We start from the raw sequence: 21,531 nt of genomic DNA, 5'->3' as shown, positions 1-21,531 counted from the left end.
GAGGCCGACCCCCGGACCCCCAGCAGCCACCCGCAGCCGACGTCAACGACCGTTGAACGCATCCTTCAACCGCAAGAACAAACCCTGCTGCCCTGACTGACTGCACCCACCCGGAGGCCGACCCCCGGACCCCCAGCAGCCACCCGCAGCCGACGTCAACGACCGTTGAACGCATCCTTCAACCGCAAGAACAAACCCTGCTGCCCTGGCTGACTGCACCCACCCGGAGGCCGACCCCCGGACCCCCAGCAGCCACCCGCAGCCGACGTCAACGACCGTTGAACGCATCCTTCAACCGCGAGAACAGACCCTGCTGTCCTGGCTGGAACTGGCCCTGGGGGCGTTCCTCGCCGCGCAGTTTGGACAGTTCGCGCAGCAGTCGCTCCTGCTCGGGGTCGAGCTTGCTCGGGGTCTGGACCTCGACATGCACGATGAGGTCGCCCCGGCCGCCGCCCCGCAGATGGGTCACGCCCCGGCTGTGCAGCGGGATCGACTGGCCGGACTGGGTGCCCGGACGGATGTCGACCTCCTCCATACCGTCCAGCGTCTCCAGCGGCACCTTCGTGCCGAGGGCCGCCGCGGTCATCGGGATCGTCACCGTGCAGTGCAGATCGTCGCCGCGGCGCTGGAAGGTGGAGTGCGGCAGCTCGTGGATCTCGACGTACAGATCACCGGCGGGCCCGCCGCCGGGGCCGACCTCGCCCTCGCCCGCGAGCTGGATGCGGGTGCCGTTGTCGACACCGGCCGGGATCTTCACCGTCAGGGTCCGGCGCGAACGCACCCGGCCGTCGCCCGCGCACTCCGGGCACGGCGTCGGCACGACCGTGCCGAAGCCCTGGCACTGCGGGCACGGGCGCGAGGTCATGACCTGGCCCAGGAAGGACCGCGTCACCTGCGACACCTCACCGCGCCCGCGGCACATGTCACACGTCTGGGCCGTGGTGCCCGGCGCCGCGCCCTCGCCGTTGCAGGTCTTGCAGACGACGGCCGTGTCGACCTGGATGTCCTTCGTCGTACCGAAGGCCGCCTCGTCCAGCTCGACCTCGATACGGATCATGGCGTCCTGGCCGCGCCGGGTGCGCGAGCGCGGCCCGCGCTGCGACGCCGTGCCGAAGAACGCGTCCATGATGTCGGAGAAGTTGCCGAAGCCGCCGGCCCCGAAGCCGCCCGCGCCGGCGCCGCCGGCCTGCGAGAGGGGGTCGCCGCCGAGGTCGTAGACCTGCTTCTTCTGCGGGTCCGACAGCACCTCGTAGGCGGCGTTGATCTCCTTGAAGCGCTCCTGCGTCTTCGGATCGGGGTTGACATCCGGGTGCAGCTCGCGTGCGAGCCGCCGGAAAGCCTTCTTGATCTCTTCCTGCGACGCGTCGCGGCGCACGCCGAGAACGGCGTAATAGTCCGTGGCCACCTACGACTCCGCCAGGATCTGTCCGACGTACCGTGCCACTGCGCGTACCGCTCCCATCGTTCCCGGGTAATCCATGCGGGTCGGTCCGACCACGCCGAGCTTGGCGACTGCCTCGCCGCCCGAACCGTAGCCGACCGACACCACGGACGTGGAGTTGAGTCCCTCATGGGCGTTCTCGTGGCCGATGCGCACCATCACGCCCGGATCCTTGGCCTCGCCCAGCAGCTTGAGGAGCACCACCTGCTCCTCAAGCGCCTCCAGGACCGGCCGGATCGTGAGGGGAAAGTCATGTCCGAAGCGGGTCAGATTGGCGGTACCGCCGATCATCAGCCGCTCCTCGTTCTCCTCGACCAGCGTCTCCAGGAGGGTGGAGACCACCGCCGAGACCGTACCGCGGTCCTCGGCCTCGAAGGCCTCCGGCAGATCCTCGACCAGGCTCGGCACATCCGCGAAGCGGCGGCCCGCGACCCGGCTGTTGAGCCGTGCGCGCAGATCCGCCAGGGACATCTCGCCGAACGGCACCGGGCAGTCGACCATCCGCTGCTCGACCCGGCCGGTGTCCGTGATCAGCACGAGCATCACGCGCGCGGGGGCGAGCGAGAGCAGTTCCACATGCCGCACGGTCGAGCGGGTCAGCGACGGGTACTGCACGATGGCGACCTGCCGGGTCAGCTGCGCGAGCAGCCGCACCGTCCGCGTCACGACGTCGTCGAGGTCGACGGCGCCGTCGAGGAAGTTCTGGATGGCGCGCCGCTCGGGCGCGGTCATCGGCTTCACGCCGGCCAGCTTGTCCACGAACAGCCGGTAGCCCTTGTCGGTGGGGATCCGCCCCGCGCTGGTGTGCGGCTGGGCGATGAACCCCTCGTCCTCCAGGGCCGCCATGTCGTTACGGACCGTGGCCGGGGAGACGCCGAGGTTGTGCCGCTCGGTGAGCGCCTTCGAACCCACCGGCTCCTCGGTGCCGACATAGTCCTGGACGATGGCACGCAGCACCTGGAGCCTGCGTTCGCTCAGCATCGCGCGTCCACCTCCAGCAAGTCGTCCCCGCGACCCTTCGGGCCCTTCGCCTGGCACTCTGAGCAGGCGAGTGCCAGCTTCCCCGCCCCAGTGTACGGCCGTGGGGTACGCCCCGGGCAAGGCTGGTCCCGCAGGATCGTGCCCGGCGGCTCCCGGCGCTAGCGTCGCCGTATGACGGCGACTTGGGAAGAGGCGGGCTGGGAGCGGGTGGCCCCCGGGGTGGGGCGGTGCCGGCTGCCGGGCTGGGACTGTACGGCCGGACTGGTCCTCGGCGCGAGCGCGGCGCTCGTCGTGGACGCCGGGTCCAGCCTCGCGGAGGGCGCCCGGCTGCGCGCCGGGGCCGAGCGGATCGCCGGCCGCGATGTGACCCATCTCGCGCTCACCCATCCCCACTTCGACCATGTCTTCGGCGCGGCGGCGTTCGCGGGGGCCGAGGTGTACGCCGCGGTCGGCATGGACGCGGTGTTCGCCCGCGAGCGGGACGGACTGTGCCGGGACGCGGTCCGCAACGGCCTGGACGCACGGCTCGCGGCCGAGGCGGCGCGTGCCCTGGCCCGCCCCGGCCAGCCGGTCCGCGGCGAGCTGACGCTGGACCTGGGCGGCGGCCTGCGGGTGCTGCTGGCGGACGTGGGCCCCGGTCACACGGCCCATGACCTGGCGGTGCTGGTGCCCGGCGACCCGGGGGTCGTCTTCTGCGGCGACCTGGTCGAGGAGTCCGGGGAGCCGCAGGCGGGCCCCGACGCCGTACCGTCCCGCTGGCCCGCCGCCGTCGACCGGCTGCTCGCCCTGGGCGGTCCGGACGCACTGTACGTGCCCGGTCACGGGGCGGTGGCGGACGCGGCGTTCGTCCGCGGGCAGCGGGACGCGCTGGCGGCGCGTTTCGGCGTGTCGTGATCGCCCGACCGCGCTTTCTCCTATCGTCGTCCGAATGCGCCAGTACTCACCGGACCTGACCCCGCCGTGGAAGAAGCCCCGGCCCGTCCCCGAGGTCACGGCCGAGCCCGGCCTGGTGGTGGAGGAGCCCGGCACCGGCTTCTGCGGCGCGGTGGTCCGCTGCGAGGCGGGCACGGTCACCCTGGAGGACCGCTTCGGCAAGCACCGGGTCTTCCCGCTGGAGCCGGGCGGCTTCCTGCTGGAGGGCCGGACGGTGACGCTGGTGCGCCCGTCGGCGGCTCCGGTGCGGCCCACCCGTACGGCATCCGGTTCGGTCGCCGTCCCCGGCGCACGCGCGCGCGTGGCCCGCGCCGGGCGGATCTACGTCGAGGGCCGGCACGACGCGGAACTGGTCGAGAGGGTGTGGGGCGACGATCTGCGCGTCGAAGGGGTCGTCGTGGAGTACCTGGAGGGCGTGGACGATCTGCCGGCCATCGTCGCCTCGTTCGCGCCGGGTCCGGACGCGCGGCTCGGCGTCCTGGTGGACCACCTGGTCCCCGGCACCAAGGAGTGGCGCATCGCCGAGTCGGTGACCAGCGAGTACGCGCTGGTCGTCGGCCACCCCTACATCGACATCTGGGAGGCGGTCAAGCCGTCGTCCCTGGGCATCGCCGGATGGCCGAAAGTACCGCACGGCCAGGACTGGAAGACGGGCGTGTGCCGGGCGCTCGGCTGGCCGGAAAACACCGGTGCGGCGTGGCAGGGGATCCTGTCACACGTACGGTCCTACAAGGACCTGGAACCGGAACTCCTGGGCCGGGTGGAAGAACTGATCGACTTCGTCACGACCGGCGGTGCCGTCTGACGGGCGGCAACGCTCAGTCCACCAGGTCCCGTACCACCGCGTCCGCCAGCAACCGGCCCCGTAGCGTGAGCACCGCGTGCCCCGCCTCGTACGGCCCGCGCTCCAGCAGGCCGTCCGTCAGCGCCCGGCGCGAGGCCGCGAGGCCCGCCTCCCGGAGGAGTGCGAGGGGTACGCCCTCCCGCAGCCGCAGTTCCAGCAGGATCCGCTCCACACGGCGGTCCTCGTCGGACAGGATCTCCCGCCCCGCGCCGGGCGTGCGGCCCGCCGCCAGGGCCGCCGCGTACGCCCCCGGATGCTTCACGTTCCACCAGCGCACCCCGCCCACGTGGGAGTGTGCGCCGGGGCCCGCGCCCCACCAATCGGCGCCGCGCCAGTACAGCTCGTTGTGCAGGCAGCGGCCGGCGGCGGAGGTGGCCCAGTTGGACACCTCGTACCAGTCGAAACCAGCCGCGGCGAGGGTCTGCTCCGCGATCAGATAGCGGTCCGCGTGCACATCGTCGTCGGTCATCGGGATCTCACCGCGGCGGATGCGGCGGGCGAGCTGGGTGCCCTCCTCGACGATCAGGGCGTACGCGCTGATGTGGTCGGGGCCCGCGCCGAGCGCCGCGTCGAGCGATGCCCGCCAGTCGTCGTCCGACTCCCCCGGCGTGCCGTAGATCAGGTCCAGGTTCACATGCTCGAAGCCCGCCGCCCTCGCCTCAGCGACGCATGCCTCCGGGCGGCCCGGGGTGTGGGTGCGGTCGAGGATCTTCAGGACGTGCTGTCGCGCGCTCTGCATGCCGAAGGAGATCCGGTTGAAGCCGCCCTCCCGCAAGGTGGCGAGATAGGCCGGGTCGACCGACTCGGGGTTCGCCTCCGTCGTGATCTCCGCGTCCGCGGTGAGCCCGAACTCGGCACGGATCGCGCCCAGCATCCGCACCAGGTCGTCCGCGGGCAGCAGGGTCGGCGTGCCGCCGCCGACGAAGACCGTGCGCACCTCGCGCGGGTCGTCGCCGAGCACCTTGCGGGCCAGGCGGATCTCGTCCACCAGGGTGTCCGCGTAGTTCTCCCGGGAGGCGAGCACTCCGCCCGTGCCGCGCAGTTCGGTGGCCGTGTAGGTGTTGAAGTCGCAGTATCCGCAGCGGGTCGCGCAGTACGGGACGTGCAGGTAGAACCCGAGCGGCCGGCCTGCGGCCCCAAAGAGCGCGGACGCGGGCAGCACACCGTGGGCGGGGACAGGCTCACCATCGGGAAGCACGGAAGGCATGCCCCCCATTGTCCAGCACCCCACCACCCCACCCCCGCGGCCCTCCCCGTCCCCCCCACACACACCGCCCGCCGCCCCAGCCGAGCCGGTCGCCTCCCGATTCCCCGCCCGCCCAGGCCAGCCGCCCAGATTCCCCACCCGAGCCGATGGCCCCACGACTCCGACCGGTGCCGCTCACCTCCGGGCTGCCGCACCCAGGGCATCCGCCCCGCGACTCGCCGCCCGAGCCAGCGGACCCGCAACCCCCCGCACGAGCCGCCCGATTTCTCCCTGTGGACCAACCGTGTTCAGGGCAGTTGCCACGCGGTTTCCGTGGTCATTCCGCCTGGAGTACCAGTAGGGCGAGGTCGTCTTCCGGGGGCTGGTCGCCGAAGTCGTGTACCAGTCTTCTGATGCGCTCCGCGATCAGCTCGGCGCTCAGCCCGGCGCAGTCGGCCAGCGCACGCGCGAGCCCGTCGCCGTCGTCGAGCTGGCGGGAGCCGCAGCGGCGCTCGGTCACCCCGTCGGTGACGCACAGCAGGCTGTCGCCCGGCCCCAGTTCGATGGTGTCACTGGTGTACGTGGCGTCCTCGATGACACCGAGCAGGGTCTGCGGCTGCGCCGCCGTGCGGACGTCGCCGTCGGGCCGCAGGACCAGCGGCAGCGGATGGCCGGCCGAGGCGAGGGTGCAGCGGACGCCGCCGTCGAAGGGGACCAGTTCGCCGTACAGGAGGGACAGGAATCGGTTCTGCGGGCCGTCACCGGGGCCCACGGGCCGGGCACCGGCGGCGACCAGCGCTCGGGCCGCCGCGTCCGCGGCCTCCGTCGCGTCGTCCAGCAGGAGCTGGTTGAGGCGGTCCAGGACGTCGGCGACCCGGTAGCCCTCGCGGGCCAGCAGCCGCAGCCAGGGGCGGGCCAGACCGATCACCACGGCGGCCTCGGGGCCCTTGCCCTGGACGTCGCCGACCGCGAAGCACCAGCGGCCGTCGCCGGCCGGGAACAGGTCGTAGAAGTCGCCGCTGGGTCCGCCCTGGTCGCACGGCTCGTAGACGAGCGCGCTGCACATACCCGGGATCTCGGCGACCGCGCCGGGCAGCAGCCCGCGCTGCAGGACGGCGCTGATGGTGGCCTGCCGCGCGTACTGGCGGGCCGCGCCGATGGCGAGGGCCACGCGGCGGGCCAGGTCCTCGACGAGTCCGGTGATCTCGTCGGGGAAACGGTCGAGACCGGACCGTCCGATGACCAGCGTGCCCAGCGGCCGGCCGCCCGCGATCAGCCGGTAGGCGAGCGCCGCGCCGTCGCCGGACCGCGGGCCGAGCGCCTCGGCGGGCCAGGGGTAGGGCTCGGGTCCGGAGCGCAGGCCGTCCCGGGGGCGTGGCGGCTCCTTCTCCAGCCTGCGGCGCAGTTCCTCGATGTGGTTCTCGCTCGCGTGCCAGACCCGGGCGAGCCGCGGTCCGGCCAGGCCCGTGCCGTCCGCCCAGCCGCTGCGGACGGTGGACTCGTCCTCCAGCCACACCGCGCACCAGTCGGCGAGACGGGGCACGATCAGCTGCCCGGTGAGCGCGGCGACCAGGCCCTCGTCGAGCTGCCCGGCGAGCAGGTCGGACGCCTCGGCCAGAAAGGACAGCGCGCCGCGGCCGAGCCAGTCGCGGCCCCGCCCGGCCCGGTGCGGCTCGGGCGCGAGGACCTCGGCGACGGCCAGTTCACGTACTTCGGTGTATGTCTCGAACCCGTCGGGCACCGGACCGTCCTGAGCGCAAAGCCGCGCCCAGACCGTCTTGGCGCCCTTGCGGTAGGTGACACCCCAGGACTCGGCGAGCGTGGCGACGAGGCGCAGTCCGCGCCCGTACTCCGGGACCTCGTACGGCGATTCGGCCACGTTGTCGCGCGGCGCACGCGAGGGGTGGTGGTCGCCGACCTCGACGACGACGGCGCCGTCCTCCTCCAGCCGGCAGACCAGTTCCACCCCGGTGCCCGCGTGGACGACGGCGTTGGTGACGAGTTCACTGACCACGATCATGACGTCGTCGGCGAGCCGCGCACTGGTCATACGGCCGAGTTCGGCCCACTCGGCGAGCGCGCTGCCCACCAGTGCCCGGGCGGCGCCGGGCGCGAGGGGGCTGCCGGGCAGGGTCGCACGCGACCGGGTGCGTAGGCTCACGCCCTCATGCGCGCCTTCGTGCGCGGGCGCAGTCGGATGCGCGGACGGCTCGAAGCCATGGGAAACGGTCTCCCATTGCATCGGTATGGCCCCCATTGCCAGCTCCCCGAGCGGTTCGGTCGGTCGGGCCTCGGGCAGGCCTCTGTCGTTGCCGACAGGGTGACAGACGGAGCGCGCCCATAAGCGCCGAGTTACCGAACTGGCCCGCCTTGCGGGAGAACCGTGCTACGGATGCGACCGGTGTGCTCGAAGTCGGACAGAAACGACCACAACCGCGAAGGGGGCGTGGACGACAAGCATCCACGCCCCCTCGGGCCTGTGCCGCGCTCCCCGCGGCGCCGGGGCCGGCCGTAAGAGCTATGCCTCGCGCGTGCCGTCGTACATCTCGTCGATCAGGTGCTTGTACTCCCGTTCCACCACGGGCCGCTTCAGCTTGAGGCTCGGCGTCAGCTCACCGTGCTCGACGTCCAGGTCGCGGGGCAGCAGCCGGAACTTCTTGATGGCCTGCCACCGCTGCAGCCCCTCGTTCAGTTCCTTGACGTACCCGTCGATGAGGGCGACCGTCGCGGGCGCGGCCACGACATCGGCGTACGACATGTCCGCCAGGCCGTTCTCCTTCGCCCACTCCAGGACGGCGGCCTCGTCGAGGGCGATCAGCGCGGTGCAGAAGTTCCGGTCGGCGCCGTGCACGACGATGTTGGAGACGTACGGGCACACCGCCTTGAACCGGCCCTCGACCTCGGCGGGCGCGATGTACTTGCCGCCGGACGTCTTGATCAGGTCCTTCTTGCGGTCGGTGACGCGCAGATAGCCGTCGGGGGACAGCTCGCCGATGTCGCCCGTGTGGAACCAGCCGTCGGGCTCCAGCACCTCGGCGGTCTCCTCGGGCATCTTGTGGTAGCCCTGCATGATGCCGGGTCCGCGCAGCAGGATCTCGCCGTCCTGCGCGATACGCACCTCCGTGCCGGGCAGCGGCTTGCCGACCGTGCCGGTGCGGTAGGCCTCGCCGGGGTTGACGAAGGAGGCCGCGGAGGACTCGGTGAGGCCGTAGCCCTCCAGGATGTGGATGCCGGCGCCGGCGAAGAAATAGCCGATCTCCGGCGCGAGCGCGGCCGAGCCGGAGACGCAGGCACTCAGTCTGCCGCCGAAGGCCTCACGGATCTTGGCGTAGACGAGCGCGTCGGCGACCTTGTGTCTGGCGGCCAGGCCGAACGGCGCGCCGGCGGTGCCGGTGCGCCGGAAGGTGTCCTGGCTGGCCTTGGCGTACTCGCGGGCGACCCCGGCCGCCCACTGGAAGATGCGGTACTTGGCGGCGCCGCCGGCGCGGGCCTTGGCCGCCACGCCGTTGTAGACCTTCTCGAAGATGCGCGGCACGGCGGCCATGTACGTCGGCTGCACGACCGGCAGATTCTCGATGATCTTGTCGACGCGGCCGTCCACCGCGGTGACGTGGCCGACCTCGATCTGGCCGGAGGTGAGCACCTTGCCGAAGACATGCGCCAGCGGCAGCCACAGGTACTGCACGTCCTCGGCGCTGACCAGCCCGGTCGCGGCGATCGCCTTCGCCATGTACGACCAGTTGTCCTGCGGCAGCCGCACACCCTTGGGGCGGCCGGTGGTGCCGGAGGTGTAGATGAGCGTGGCCAGCTGGTCCTTGGTGATCGCCGCCACCCGCTCCTTGACCAGCTCGGGGTTCTTCTCCAGACGGGCGGCGCCGCGCCGCTCCAGCTCGGCCAGGGTGAGCACCGTGTCGCCGGTCTCGACACCGGCCGCGTCCAGCACCACCACATGGGTGAGGTCGGGCAGCTCGGCGCGCTTCTCCCGCGCCTTGGCGAGCTGGGCGGCGTCCTCGGCGATCAGGACCCGGCTCTCGGAGTCGGCGAGGATGAACGCCGACTCGTCGGCGTTGGTCTGCGGGTACACGGTCGTGGTGGCGGCGCCGGCGCACAGGATGCCGAGGTCGGCGAGGATCCACTCGACCCGGGTGGAGGAGGCGAGCGCGACGCGCTGCTCGGGCTCGACGCCCAGCTCGATGAGGCCGGCGGCGATCGCGTAGACCCGTTCGGCCGCCTGCGCCCAGCTCAGCGACTTCCAGCCGTCCGGGCCCTGACCGGCGGTGGGCACCGGGTAGCGGAAGGCCTCGGCGTCCGGTGTGGCCGCGACGCGCTCCAGGAACAGGTGCGCCACGGACGGCGGACGGTTCTCGATCAGTGTCTGTGTGTCGCTCACGACATCCTCCGGGGCCCGCGACGGTGCGGCTGGCTCAGTGCGGCTGGGTGCACCCGCGGGCCGCCCGTCCGGGCCGCCGCCCGGCGTTGTTTAACCCGCGAGTAACTATCGAGCAGAGATCAGGGTAGAGCCCGGCCCGCCGACGCGTAAGGGGCGGCGGCCTGTCACTTCCTACAGAGAGCGACCTTACGCACGCGTAGGGGCCCGCCGCACTTTCACACGACGGGCCCCCGTTGGTCCCGTTTTGCCGACGGGACCGGCGCGGCCGGCGGTTACTTCTTGCCCTTGCCCGAACCCCCGCTGTCATCGCTGGACAGCACGGCGATGAAGGCCTCCTGCGGAACCTCCACCGAACCCACCATCTTCATCCGCTTCTTGCCTTCCTTCTGCTTCTCCAGCAGCTTCCGCTTGCGGGAGATGTCACCGCCGTAGCACTTGGCGAGGACGTCCTTGCGGATGGCGCGGATGGTCTCGCGGGCGATGACCCGGGAGCCGATGGCCGCCTGCACCGGCACCTCGAAGTTCTGCCGCGGGATCAGCTCCTTGAGCTTGGCGACCAGCCGTACCCCGTACGCGTAAGCCTGGTCCTTGTGGGTGATCGCCGAGAAGGCGTCGACCTTGTCGCCGTGCAGCAGGATGTCGACCTTCACCAGGGAGCTGCTCTGCTCGCCGGTGGGCTCGTAGTCGAGCGAGGCGTAACCGCGGGTCTTGGACTTCAGCTGGTCGAAGAAGTCGAAGACGATCTCCGCGAGCGGCAGCGTGTAGCGGATCTCTACGCGGTCCTCGGACAGGTAGTCCATGCCGAGCAGGGTGCCGCGCCGGGTCTGGCACAGCTCCATGATCGCGCCGATGAACTCGGTGGGCGCGAGGATCGTGGCCCGCACGACCGGCTCGTACACCTCCTCGATCTTGCCCTCGGGGAACTCGCTCGGGTTGGTCACGACATGCTCGACGCCGTCCTCCATGATCACGCGGTAGACCACGTTCGGGGCGGTGGCGATCAGATCGAGGCCGAACTCGCGCTCCAGGCGTTCCCGGACCACGTCGAGATGCAGCAGGCCCAGGAAGCCGACGCGGAAGCCGAAGCCGAGGGCGGCGGAGGTCTCCGGCTCGTAGACCAGCGCGGCATCGTTGAGCTGCAGCTTGTCCAGGGCCTCGCGCAGATCGGGATAGTCGGAGCCGTCCAGCGGATAAAGGCCCGAGAAGACCATCGGCTTCGGGTCCTTGTAGCCGCCCAGCGCCTCGGTGGCGCCCTTGGACTGGCTGGTGATCGTGTCACCGACCTTGGACTGGCGGACGTCCTTCACACCGGTGATGAGATAGCCCACCTCGCCCACGCCGAGCCCGTCGGCCGGCAGCATCTCGGGGGAGCTGACCCCGATCTCCAGCAGCTCGTGGGTGGCGCCGGTGGACATCATCCGGATCCGCTCGCGCTTGTTGAGCTGGCCGTCGACGACCCGGACATAGGTCACGACACCGCGGTAGGAGTCGTAGACCGAGTCGAAGATCATGGCGCGGGCGGGAGCGTCCTGGACGCCGACCGGGGCCGGGATCTCGGCGACCGCCTTGTCCAGCAGCGCCTCGACGCCGAGGCCGGTCTTGGCGGAGACCTTGAGCACATCACCGGGCTCGCAGCCGACCAGGTTCGCCAACTCCTCGGAGAACTTCTCGGGCTGCGCGGCCGGCAGGTCGATCTTGTTCAGCACCGGGATGATCGTGAGGTCGTTCTCCATCGCCAGATACAGATTGGCGAGGGTCTGCGCCTCGATGCCCTGGGCGGCGTCCACGAGGAGGATGGTCCCCTCACACGCGGCGAGCGACCGCGAGACCTCGTACGTGAAGTCGACGTGCCCGGGGGTGTCGATCATGTTGAGGATGTGCGTGTTGCCCGGGTCATGGCTCGGAGCCCACGGCAGACGCACCGCCTGGGACTTGATCGTGATACCACGCTCACGCTCGATGTCCATGCGGTCGAGATACTGAGCACGCATCTGCCGCTGCTCGACCACGCCGGTCAGCTGGAGCATCCGGTCGGCGAGCGTGGACTTGCCGTGGTCGATGTGCGCGATGATGCAGAAGTTGCGGATCAGAGCCGGGGCGGTACGGCTCGGCTCGGGCACATTGTTAGGGGTCGCGGGCACGCAGGGTCCTGTCTCTTGAGGCGCCTTATGCCTCGGGTCGGATCGATACGTAGCCTCCATGGTCCCACGGGCGGGCACCGGGCACGGGTTTGGGCTGGCCGCGGGGCCACTGGTACCGTGAGTGGCTGTGCCTCATGCCCTCTCGGCGAGGGGCACCTCTCAAGAGATCATCGGCACGGGACCCGTTGGGGGCCCGTACCAGAACCTGAAAAGGCTCATTCGTGGCGAACATCAAGTCCCAGATCAAGCGGATCAAGACCAACGAGAAGGCCCGGCTGCGCAACAAGGCCGTCAAGTCCTCCCTGAAGACCGCGATCCGCAAGGCCCGTGAGGCCGCTGCCGCGGGTGACGCCGAGAAGGCCACCGAGTACCAGCGCGCTGCCGCGCGCCAGCTCGACAAGGCCGTCTCCAAGGGCGTCATCCACAAGAACCAGGCCGCCAACAAGAAGTCGGCCCTGGCCTCCAAGGTCGCGTCCCTCAAGGGCTGAGTCAGCTCCGACTCGACCGCCGGAAGGACCAAGAGCGGGCCCTCTCTCCTCCGCCCCCGACCGGCACCCCGAGTTCGTACGCGGCTGCGTTCGCCACGCGGGTACGAATTCAACTGCTCGATCCGCAGGCCCCGTCGTCTCGCCCTTCCCCAGGGCCGGACGGCGGGGCCTGCGGCTGTCCGGGGTGAGCTAGGGCGACGGCATTGGCCCTAGCCGCGGCCTCTTGAGCGTGCGGCTCGGGCGATGATCACCACCGCCTTCTCCAACGCGTACTCGGGATCGTCCCCGCCTCCCTTCACTCCGGCGTCCGCCTCGGCCACCGCCCGCAGGGCCGCCGCCACTCCGTCGGGCGTCCACCCGCGCATCTGCTGCCGCACCCGGTCGATCTTCCACGGCGGCATTCCCAGTTCCCGGGCGAGGTCGGCAGGCCGCCCGCCCCGCGCCGACGACAGCTTTCCGATCGCCCGCACGCCCTGCGCCAGCGCACTGGTGATCAGCACCGGAGCGACCCCGGTCGCCAGCGACCACCGCAGCGCCTCCAACGCCTCCGCCGTACGCCCCTCCACGGCCCGGTCCGCCACCGTGAAGCTCGACGCCTCGGCCCGGCCCGTGTAGTACCGCCCGACGACGGCCTCGTCGATCGTCCCCTCGACGTCCGCGACCAACTGCGCCGCCGCGGACGCCAACTCCCGCAGATCGCTGCCGATCGCGTCGACCAGCGCCTGGCACGCCTCGGGCGTCGCCGACCGGCCGAGGGTACGGAACTCGCCGCGCACAAAGGCGAGTCGGTCCGCCGGCTTGGTCATCTTCGGGCAGGCCACCTCCCGCGCCCCCGCCTTGCGCGCGGCGTCGAGCAGCCCCTTGCCCTTGGCTGCGCCCGCGTGCAGCAGCACGAGCGTGATCTCCTCGGCCGGCGCGCCCAGATACGCCTTCACGTCCTTGATCGTGTCGGCCGAAAGATCCTGCGCGTTGCGTACGACCACGACCTTGCGCTCCGCGAAGAGCGACGGACTGGTCAGCTCGGCGAGTGTGCCTGGCTGGAGCTGGTCCGGTGTCAGATCACGTACGTCCGTGTCGGCGTCGGCGGCCCGGGCGGCGGCCACCACCTCCCGCACGGCACGGTCGAGCAGGAGGTCCTCCTGGCCCACGGCAAGCGTCACCGGGGCGAGAGGGTCGTCTTGAGCGGTCTTTCTGGCCATCGCAACAAGCATCGCACGCACCACTGACAACGAGGACGCCAAGCGGCTTCGGAGGGCGAGGAACAGGGGCCGGGGATCGGGGGCCGAGGGCCGGGGATCGGGGGCCGAGGGCCGGGGGCGGGGCTGGGGGTGAAGGCGGCGGGGCCGAAGGCGTAGGTGGCCGCGCCGGGGCGGGGCTACGGCTCCTCGCGCCAGCCGTCCCACTCCCCCGCGAGCGCGTCCAGTTCCGCCGGGTTCAGCCGGTCCTCCGCGTCCCGTAGGACGACGAGCCACTGCGCGTCCTCGGCGTCGTCCTCGCCGGCCAGCGCGTCCCGTACCAGCCGGGGCTCCTCCGCGACGCCGAACCGCTCCGCGAGCGCCTCCGCCACCTCCTGCGCGGCATCGCGGTCGGGCAGCACCAGTACATGTCTCACATCGCTCACGGAGCCATTGTCCGGCAGCCCGGCACCGCCGGACGGCGCCCCCGGAGTACCGGCCCGGACCTCAGCTCTTGGGCACGAGCTGCACATCCAGTTCGATCTTGATGCTGGGCCCGACCACGGCGATCCCCCGCGCCAGCATCGTCTGCCAGCTCACGGTGAAGTCGTCCCGGTGCAGCTCCGTCGTGGCCCGGCAGGCGGCCCGCACCTCGCCTTCCATCCCGTTGCCGAGCCCGAGGTACTCCGTGTCGAGCGTGACCGTACGCGTCACCCCGTGCAGCGACAGCGCACCGGTGATGGCCCACCGGTTGCCGCCCCGGTGCACGCACCGCTCGCTGTAGAACTCCAGCGTCGGAAAGCGCTGCACGTCGAGGAAGTCCGCCGAGCGCAGATGGTCGTCGCGCATCCGCACGTTCGTGTCGATGGACGCCGCGTCGATCACCACGTGCATCGCGGACTGCTCCACCGGATCGTCGATCCGCACCGCCCCGGCGAAGGTGTTGAACCGCCCGTGGATCCGGGCCAGTCCGATGTGCCGCGCGGTGAAGGCGATCGAGGAATGCGTCGGCTCGATCTCCCAGTCGCCCACCGCTGGCAGGCCCGGTCCCGGGGCGACCTGGAGCGTCACATCGCCGAGCGAGGCCAGCGAGTTCTCGCCGACCAGCGTGGTCGCCCGGTAGGGCGCGTAGCCCTCCGCGGAGACCGCGAGCCGGTACTCGCCGGCCGGCACCGTCGTCACGAACGACCCGTAGGGGTCCGTTCCGCCGGTGACCACCGTGCGCCCCATGGCGTCGTTGACCGCGAACTCCGCATGGGAGACGGGTTCGTGGACCGGGTCGAGCACCCGGCAGCTGAGCACTCCTGCGTCGGGTGGGGTGTGGACCGCCGCGAGCGGGCTCGCCCGGTGCACCCGGTTGGTTCGGTTTCCCAGCCAGCGGCCGAACATCTACGACACCTCTGTGCGCCTCGACATCAATGGTTGTCGAAGATGCATTCGATCACTGATGCGGCTTTCGAGGCAACACGCGCCCACATCGCGGGAATCCAGCACATGTGATGGGACTACGTACGACTGACATCAACTGACCGCCTGTAAACCGAATTAGCCAAGCAGATTCCGATTTCGCACAGTCAACACACAGGGAAATTCTCCTCGCTCCGCGGGGGTCTGGTGACCAGACAGGACCGGACGAAGGCCTGGACGACCGGATCGGTGTCATCGGCGGGGGCCCAGGCGACGGCGACCCGGCTGGGGCTGACGCCGCCGACGGGCCGGTAGACGATGCCCGGGCGGGCGTAGTAACGGGCGGCGGATTCGGGGGCGAGGGCGACGCCGTAGCCGTTGGCGATCGCGCTGAGCCAGTCGTCGGGCCGGTCGGTGACGGCGCCGATGCGGACGGGGTGGCCCTCCCGTTCGTCGGCGGCCAGCCAGTAGTCCCGCCAGGCACCCGATTCCGGCGGTGCCGCAACGAACGGCTCGTCCCACAGGTCCCGGAAGGGGATCAGATCGCGCCCGCTGAGGGGGTGCCCCTCGGGCAGGGCGATCCAGCGCGGCTCGCTGAACAGCACCGCCACCCGCAGGGCGTCCTGCCCGGGGAAGGGCAGCCGCAGCAGGGCGACGTCCGTGTCGCCGTCGGCGAGCCCCGCGGTCGGGTCCGACCAGGCGGCCTGTCGCATGTCGGCCCGCCAGCCCGGCCGGCGGCGGGCGAACTCCGCGACGATGCGCTGGGTCGCCTCGTTGGCGGCGCTGGCCATGAAGCCGACCCGCAGCACACAGGCCGCCCGGTCGGCCGCGCCCTTGGTCTCCCGCAGCAGCCGGTCCCAGTCGGCCAGCAGCGCCGGAGCGCGTGCCGCCAGGGCGCGGCCCGGTTCGGTGAGGCTCATCCCGGCCCGGGACCGGGTGAACAGCCGTACCCCGAGCCGGGTCTCCAACTGCTTGATCTGCTTGGTCAGTGCCGGCTGGGAGAGGAACAGACGCTCCGCGGCGCGCGTCAGGCTCCCCGTGTCCGCCACGGCGACGAAGGAGCGCAACAGCCGGGTGTCCACATCCATTCTTTCAGGTTATAGATGCAGGTATTGGACGCCAAACCGGAGATCGACAAGGCTGGTCGTGGGCAAGCGGGCAGCGGTACACCCACCTCACGATGTGCTCGGCCGACAGCGGCCGCCGCTTCCAGGAACCCCGCCCGTTCGAGACCACCGCCGGCCACGGGTTCACAGCCCACGTCCCGCATAACCGGTGGCCTTGGGGTGAGTGGGTCCAGCACAGTTGGGCTATGGCGACTTCCGGGGCCCCGTTCATGCCTGGCATCGAGCTGTCTGAGGTTCTCTACGAGGAGGCGGTGGAGCCGATCCTCCGGGATACGTTTCCCGGGCTGCGACACACGGCCGCTCGGATCGGCAGCGGTTCTGAGGTGCTGGGCTTCGACACACCGCGGTCGGCGGATCATGAGTGGGGCCCGCGGCTGGAGATCTTCCTGGCAGCCGAGGACCAGGCTCAGCACGGTGCCGCAATCCGTCGCGCCTTGGCTCAAAAGCTGCCGAAGCACATGCGGGGCTGGCCCACCCACTTCGAGGAGAACGACGATCCGCTGGATCGCGTCGGGCGTATGCAGTGGACCGACGACCCGGTCAACCATCGCGTAGCCGTGTACGACGTGGACGGATGGCTGGCCGAGCGGCTCGGAGTGCGTTCCGCCGGTACGGAGCTGACCACTCGTGAATGGCTGGCGATTCCGCAGCAGCGGCTTGCCGAGACCACGGGTGGAGCGGTGTTCCATGACGGGCTCGGTACTCTCACCGACGTCCGGCGGCGGCTGGAGTGGTATCCGGGCCAGGTATGGAGGTATCTGCTGGCTTGCCAGTGGCAACGCATCTCCCAGGAAGAAGCGTTCGTGGGACGCTGCGCGGAAGTCGGTGACGACATCGGTTCGGCCGTCGTGGCCGCTCGTCTGGTACGTGACCTGATGCGCCTTTGCCTGCTACTGGGGCGCCGCTACGCCCCCTACGGCAAGTGGCTCGGCAGCGCCTTCAGCCAACTGCCTGCGGCGAAGCCGCTCAAGCCGGCCCTTCGCGGTGCGCTGGCAGCGACAGACCACCAGACCCGAGAGGCACACCTGTGCGACGCCTACGAGGTCGTCGCTGCTTTGCAGAACGCATCGGGACTCAACACGCCCGTGGACCCGAAGCGGCGCCCCTACCACTCGCGCCCCTTCCAGGTTCTGCGCGCCGAGCGTTTCGCACAGGCTCTCGCGGAGACGGTCACGGACCCGGACCTTCGGACATTGGCCCTTGTGGGAAGCGTGGACCAGTGGGCAGACAGCGCTGATCTGCTCAACCAGCCCCAAGCCCTTCAGGCCGCAGCACGCGCTCTCACTTGAGAACTGCTTACCACTCATCCTGCGCACCTCCCCAGGTGACACGGATAACGCGGCTGTCGAGCGCACTGAAGCCGCTGCCGGCGCACAGTTCCAGAATGCGCGAGAGGAGGCCCTTGCCGAGCTGGACGCGGTCAGCCCCCTTGTCTCCCTTACCTGTTCGCGGCGTTCGGACCGCGCAGGTCCCGCTGCCGGGGTGCCGGGGGCAAGGCCGCCTCAGCCGTGGGCTACGCGTAGGGTGCCGGACGGGCCTCCTGAACCGGTGACCGCGAGCGAACCGTCCCGGTCCGTACGCAGCACCACCGCGCCCACCGCCCGCAGCGCCGCCATGGTCACGGGTGCCGGGTGGCCGTACGGGTTGTCCGCACCGCAGGACACGAGCGCCACCCGCGGAGAGACGAGGCGTATCAACTCCGGGTCCTGATAGGCCGAGCCATGGTGGGCGACCTTGAGGACGTCCACGGCCCTCAGTCCGGCCACCGCCGGGGATCTCAGCAGCGCGCGCTGAGCCGTCGGTTCAAGGTCGCCGAGCAGCAGCAGCCGCAACCCGGCCGACCGCACGAGCAGCGTGACGCTCGCGTCGTTGGGGCCGTCCGGCTCCGGTCCCGGGCGCGGCCACAGCACCTGCCAGGCGAGCGGGCCGGTACGTCGCCGTTCCCCGGCGACGGCACGGGTCACCGGAATGTGCCGCCCGGCTGCCTCCCTTCTGACGAACTCGGCCTGCTCCGGGGGTTCTTCGTAGCCCGTCGTCTCGATCGCGGCCACCGAGCGCCCGCGCAGCACACCGGGCAGACCCGCGACGTGGTCGGCATGGAAGTGGGTGAGCACAAGGAGCGGGATACGGGTGATGCCGAGGTCCCGCAGACAGCGGTCGACGAGCGTCGGATCGGGGCCCGCGTCCACGACCACCGCGCTGCCCTCCCCCGCCGCCAGCACCGTCGCGTCCCCCTGCCCCACGTCGCACATCGCGTACCGCCAGCCGGGCGGCGGCCAGCCCGTGATCACCCGGGTCAGCGGCGCCGGGCGCACCACCAGCAGCAGGAGCAGCAGCGCACACAGTCCGCACCACCACGGGTGCCGGGCCAGCCGCCGCCCCACGAAGACGAGAGCCACCGTGACCGCGGCCAGCAGCAGCGCCCCCGTCCAGCCGCCCGGCCAGTCCACCCCTGCGCCGGGCAACGCGGCCCCGGTCCGTGCGACCCTCGCGATCCAGTCGGTCGGCCAACTGGCGCACCAGGCCAGCGTCTTCGCCACCGGCATCGCCGGCGGCGCGATGGCCAGCGCCGCGAACCCCAGGACCGTGGCGGGCGCGATCGCGATCTCGGCGAGCAGGTTGCACGGCACCGCCACCAGGCTCACCCGCGCCGACAGCACCGCGACGACCGGCGCGCACACGGCCTGCGCTGCGGCGGCCGCGGCCAACGCCTCCGCCACCCGCCGCGGCACCCCGCGCCGGCGCAGCGCCGCGCTCCATCCCGGAGCGAGCACCAGCAGCGCGCCGGTGGCCAGCACCGACAGCAGGAATCCATAACTGCGGGCCAGCCACGGGTCGTAGAGCACCAGCAGCAGTACGGCCGTCGCCAGCGCCGGGATCAGGGACCGGCGGCGGCCGGTGGCCAGGGCGAGCAGCGCCACGGCTCCGCAGGCCGCCGCCCGCAGCACACTCGGATCGGGTCGGCACACGATGACGAAGCCGAGTGTGAGCGCCCCGGCGAGCAGCGCCGTGGTCCGCAGCGAGAGCCCGAGGCGCGGGGCGATCCCGCGGCGTTCGACGTGCGCGGCCAGGCCGGGCGGTCCGACGAGCAGGACGAGCAGGATGGTGAGGTTGCTGCCGGAGACCGCCAGCGTGTGTGTCAGGTCAGTCGCCTTGAATGCCTCGTCCAGTTCCGGGGTGATCCGTGAGGTGTCCCCGACGACCAGGCCGGGCAGCAACGCCCGTGCGTCGCCGGGCAGTTCGTCGGTCGCCGTGCGCAGTCCGGCCCGTAGCCGGCCGGCCAGCCGCTGCGGCCCGTTCGGCCCGCCCACGACCTCGGGTACGGCCTCCTGTGTCACGCGCAGCACCGCGGCGAGCCCGTCGCCGCCCGTCAGCACGGGTGCCAGTCGCGCGCTCATCCTCAGCCGGGTGGAGGGCAGCAGCGCCAGCCAGGTCGAACGCGCACTGCGCGGGGCGGCGCCGGTGGTGTCTGACGGTTCCGGGACGCCCGTCCGAGCCGACCCATGGATGTGCGTCCGAGCCGGTGCCGGAACGTCCGCGTCGATGATCATCAGCACCGGCGCCCGCGTCGTCACGGCCGTCCCGTCGGCACGCTCCACGCGCCGTACCTCGGCGCGGGCCAGCACGGCGGCCGGTGCGGTGCGATCGCCCCGCACCCGTGGTCTGCTGAGCCAGGGGTCGGAGCCGAGCCGGACCTCCACCGTCACCGTGGCGTACCGGCGGGCCAGTTCGGGCACCGGTCCGCGGCGCATGTCCGCCCCGTGCAGCCCGGCGGACGCGGCCGCCGCGGCGACGCACAGCAGTACGGCGGCGACGGATGCGCGCGGCCAGGTCCACCACGCGGGCGCGCGCACCCTCCGCCAGCATCCCGTGGGCGGGCCCTTCGTCCGCCGGGTCGCACGGCGCCGGCCGACTCCGCCCCCACGGGTCAGGAGCAGCAGGGCCGCTCCCATCAGAGCGCCGGCCGCGACGCCCGCGGTCCACGACGGCGACGCGTCCAGTGCCACCGCCGCCGTCGCCCAGGCCGCCAGCGCGGGCGGCACGAGACGCAGGTCCGTCGGCCCCTCCTGACGGGGGTGCGCGGCGCCGAGCCGCCGTCCGGAGGCGGCGTGCACGGCGGGCCGTTCGGCCCGTCTCGGGGGCAAGGCGCCTCCCGTCACGGCAGGCTCGGGCACGGTCGACTGGGGCGCGGTGGACTCGGAAACAGTCCGCTCGGGCGGGGTCGGCTGAGGCGAGGTCGGCTCGGACACGGTGGACTCGGGCCCGGTCGGCTGAGGCCAGGTCGAGTCGGACACGGTGGACTCGGGAACAGTTCGCTCGGGCGGGGTCGGCCGGCGGTTCATGGCTGGACCAGGTTCCGTAGGTCGGCGAAGCGCCGGTCGCCGATCCCGTTGACCTCGCGGAGTTCGTCGACCGAGCGGAAGCCGCCATGCTGGGTGCGGTAGTCGATGATGTGCTGGGCCAGCACGGGGCCCACGCCCGGCAGGGTGTCGAGCTGGTCCACGGTGGCCGAGTTCAGGGAGACCGGGGTGGCGGGGCCAGCCGCCCCCGCCATGGCGCCCGCCTGACCGGGCCCGGCCGCCCTACCGGCTACCGGGCCGGTCGCCGCGGCGGGAGCGCCGACCACGATCTGCTCGCCGTCCACGAGAAGGCGGGCCCGGTTGAGGCCGTCGGTGTCGGTTCCCGGACGCACGCCGCCCGCCGCGGTCAGCGCATCGACGACCCGCGAACCCGCGGGCAGGCGATGGATTCCGGGTTTGCGCACCTTGCCGCTGACGTCGACCACGATCTCCGCGCCCGCCGTCCCCGGAGCGGCCCCGGCCGAGCCGTCCGCGCCGATGGCGCCGCCGTGCCCCGCCTTCTCGCCGTCCTCACCCGCCGTGCCTTGTTTCCCCGTTCCCTCCTCCCCCGTGCTTTCCGACGCGAACGGCGCCTCCGCCCGCACCACTTGGGGCGCGCGCACCGATTGAGTACGACCGGCCCAGAAGTGCAGCACGGCGAACACCGCGACCGCGGCGAGCAGCACCGCAAGCGCGATCACACCGCGTCGCTCCAGCCCGCACCTGGCCTGCAACCACAGCGGCATGCGCTCCCGCAAGGCGGTCCCGGCCCGCTCCCGCCAGCCCGGCCCGGCGGACCCGATCGGGACGTCCGCCCGGAAGTTGTCCTCCTCATCAGAGGCATCCAGGCCATCCGGGCAGTCCAGGACATCCGGGGCGTCCAGGTCAGGCGACACGGCCACGGCTGCCGTCCGCACCGGACTCGGCCCAGGTTCCCCGCCGGTCCCAGCCGCCGTCGCCTTCGCCGCCGCCGTATGCCCAGGGCTCGGTGCGCCCGGCGGGCCATGGCCCAACTCCCGGCGTTCGCCCCGCTCCCGGCTCTCCTCCGGCTCCTGGCGCGTGGCGTGCGCCCAGTATC

At 71.8% G+C, this 21,531-nt stretch carries 16 protein-coding genes; 4 read left to right on the top strand and 12 right to left on the bottom strand.

Translation table 11 applies throughout. From position 1 onward, the window contains the following. Window positions 1-268 precede the first annotated feature (268 nt). Together dnaJ and hrcA are read right to left on the bottom strand one after the other, a co-directional pair. On the bottom strand, window positions 269-1,405 hold the full coding sequence (gene dnaJ, locus ABT245_RS08675; RefSeq protein ID WP_351730496.1) for a molecular chaperone DnaJ: 1,137 nt from the start codon (window positions 1,403-1,405) through the stop codon (window positions 269-271). Beyond that, window positions 1,406-2,422: a heat-inducible transcriptional repressor HrcA gene (gene hrcA, locus ABT245_RS08670; RefSeq protein ID WP_351730494.1), complete on the bottom strand. Its 1,017-nt coding sequence runs from the start codon at window positions 2,420-2,422 to the stop codon at window positions 1,406-1,408. A 171-nt stretch (window positions 2,423-2,593) separates the two neighbouring features. Here hrcA and ABT245_RS08665 point away from each other — a divergent pair, with 171 nt between their 5' ends. Both ABT245_RS08665 and ABT245_RS08660 read left to right on the top strand, forming a co-directional pair. Beyond that, on the top strand, window positions 2,594-3,316 hold the full coding sequence (locus ABT245_RS08665) for an MBL fold metallo-hydrolase (RefSeq protein ID WP_351730491.1): 723 nt from the start codon (window positions 2,594-2,596) through the stop codon (window positions 3,314-3,316). A 34-nt stretch (window positions 3,317-3,350) separates the two neighbouring features. Beyond that, window positions 3,351-4,160 carry a DUF3097 domain-containing protein gene (locus ABT245_RS08660; RefSeq protein WP_351730488.1) on the top strand — a complete coding sequence of 270 codons (810 nt, stop codon included), beginning with the start codon at window positions 3,351-3,353 and terminating at the stop codon, window positions 4,158-4,160. 13 nt (window positions 4,161-4,173) lie between these two features. Here the strand turns inward: ABT245_RS08660 and hemW are convergent, their stop codons facing one another. The 4 genes from hemW to lepA form a co-directional block, all read right to left on the bottom strand. Next, complete coding sequence (gene hemW, locus ABT245_RS08655) at window positions 4,174-5,406, bottom strand: radical SAM family heme chaperone HemW (protein WP_351730485.1); 1,233 nt, start codon at window positions 5,404-5,406, stop codon at window positions 4,174-4,176. Window positions 5,407-5,722: 316 nt separating this feature from the next. Then, window positions 5,723-7,642 (bottom strand): SpoIIE family protein phosphatase, encoded by a 1,920-nt coding sequence (locus tag ABT245_RS08650; protein WP_351730482.1) that lies wholly within the window; start codon window positions 7,640-7,642, stop codon window positions 5,723-5,725. 261 nt (window positions 7,643-7,903) lie between these two features. After that, entirely contained in the window at window positions 7,904-9,775 is a 1,872-nt protein-coding gene (locus ABT245_RS08645) for an AMP-dependent synthetase/ligase (RefSeq protein ID WP_351730480.1), read from the bottom strand. A 272-nt stretch (window positions 9,776-10,047) separates the two neighbouring features. Next, a complete protein-coding gene (gene lepA, locus ABT245_RS08640; RefSeq protein WP_351730477.1) occupies window positions 10,048-11,916 on the bottom strand; it encodes a translation elongation factor 4 in 1,869 nt (622 codons plus the stop codon). A gap of 221 nt (window positions 11,917-12,137) precedes the next feature. On the opposite strand from lepA, the gene rpsT reads away from it, so the two are divergent. Next, the gene (gene rpsT, locus ABT245_RS08635) at window positions 12,138-12,404 is read left to right on the top strand and encodes a 30S ribosomal protein S20 (RefSeq protein ID WP_030042978.1); all 267 of its coding nucleotides are present in this window, start codon (window positions 12,138-12,140) and stop codon (window positions 12,402-12,404) included. Window positions 12,405-12,613: 209 nt separating this feature from the next. On the opposite strand, the gene holA is transcribed toward rpsT, so the two are convergent. From holA to ABT245_RS08615, 4 genes are all read right to left on the bottom strand, one after another. Next, window positions 12,614-13,603 carry a DNA polymerase III subunit delta gene (holA, locus tag ABT245_RS08630; RefSeq protein WP_351730474.1) on the bottom strand — a complete coding sequence of 330 codons (990 nt, stop codon included), beginning with the start codon at window positions 13,601-13,603 and terminating at the stop codon, window positions 12,614-12,616. Window positions 13,604-13,779: 176 nt separating this feature from the next. Further along, entirely contained in the window at window positions 13,780-14,025 is a 246-nt protein-coding gene (locus ABT245_RS08625) for a hypothetical protein (RefSeq protein WP_351730471.1), read from the bottom strand. A 61-nt stretch (window positions 14,026-14,086) separates the two neighbouring features. Further along, window positions 14,087-14,968: a YceI family protein gene (locus tag ABT245_RS08620; protein WP_351730469.1), complete on the bottom strand. Its 882-nt coding sequence runs from the start codon at window positions 14,966-14,968 to the stop codon at window positions 14,087-14,089. A 185-nt stretch (window positions 14,969-15,153) separates the two neighbouring features. Continuing rightward, window positions 15,154-16,074 carry a LysR family transcriptional regulator gene (locus tag ABT245_RS08615; protein WP_351730466.1) on the bottom strand — a complete coding sequence of 307 codons (921 nt, stop codon included), beginning with the start codon at window positions 16,072-16,074 and terminating at the stop codon, window positions 15,154-15,156. 224 nt (window positions 16,075-16,298) lie between these two features. Here ABT245_RS08615 and ABT245_RS08610 point away from each other — a divergent pair, with 224 nt between their 5' ends. Continuing rightward, window positions 16,299-17,402 (top strand): DUF4037 domain-containing protein, encoded by a 1,104-nt coding sequence (locus ABT245_RS08610; protein ID WP_351730464.1) that lies wholly within the window; start codon window positions 16,299-16,301, stop codon window positions 17,400-17,402. Between the two features lie 213 nt (window positions 17,403-17,615). On the opposite strand, the gene ABT245_RS08605 is transcribed toward ABT245_RS08610, so the two are convergent. Both ABT245_RS08605 and ABT245_RS08600 read right to left on the bottom strand, forming a co-directional pair. After that, the gene (locus tag ABT245_RS08605; protein ID WP_502982081.1) at window positions 17,616-20,258 is read right to left on the bottom strand and encodes a ComEC/Rec2 family competence protein; all 2,643 of its coding nucleotides are present in this window, start codon (window positions 20,256-20,258) and stop codon (window positions 17,616-17,618) included. 194 nt (window positions 20,259-20,452) lie between these two features. Further along, window positions 20,453-21,355 (bottom strand): ComEA family DNA-binding protein, encoded by a 903-nt coding sequence (locus ABT245_RS08600; RefSeq protein WP_502982080.1) that lies wholly within the window; start codon window positions 21,353-21,355, stop codon window positions 20,453-20,455. Window positions 21,356-21,531: the final 176 nt, after the last annotated feature.

The sequence above is a fragment of the Streptomyces sp. NPDC001508 genome, assembly GCF_040298665.1.
Classification (GTDB): Bacteria; Actinomycetota; Actinomycetes; order Streptomycetales; family Streptomycetaceae; genus Streptomyces.
The sequence above is the reverse complement of the archived record's forward strand: the minus strand, read 5'-3'. Positions and strand labels throughout refer to the sequence as shown.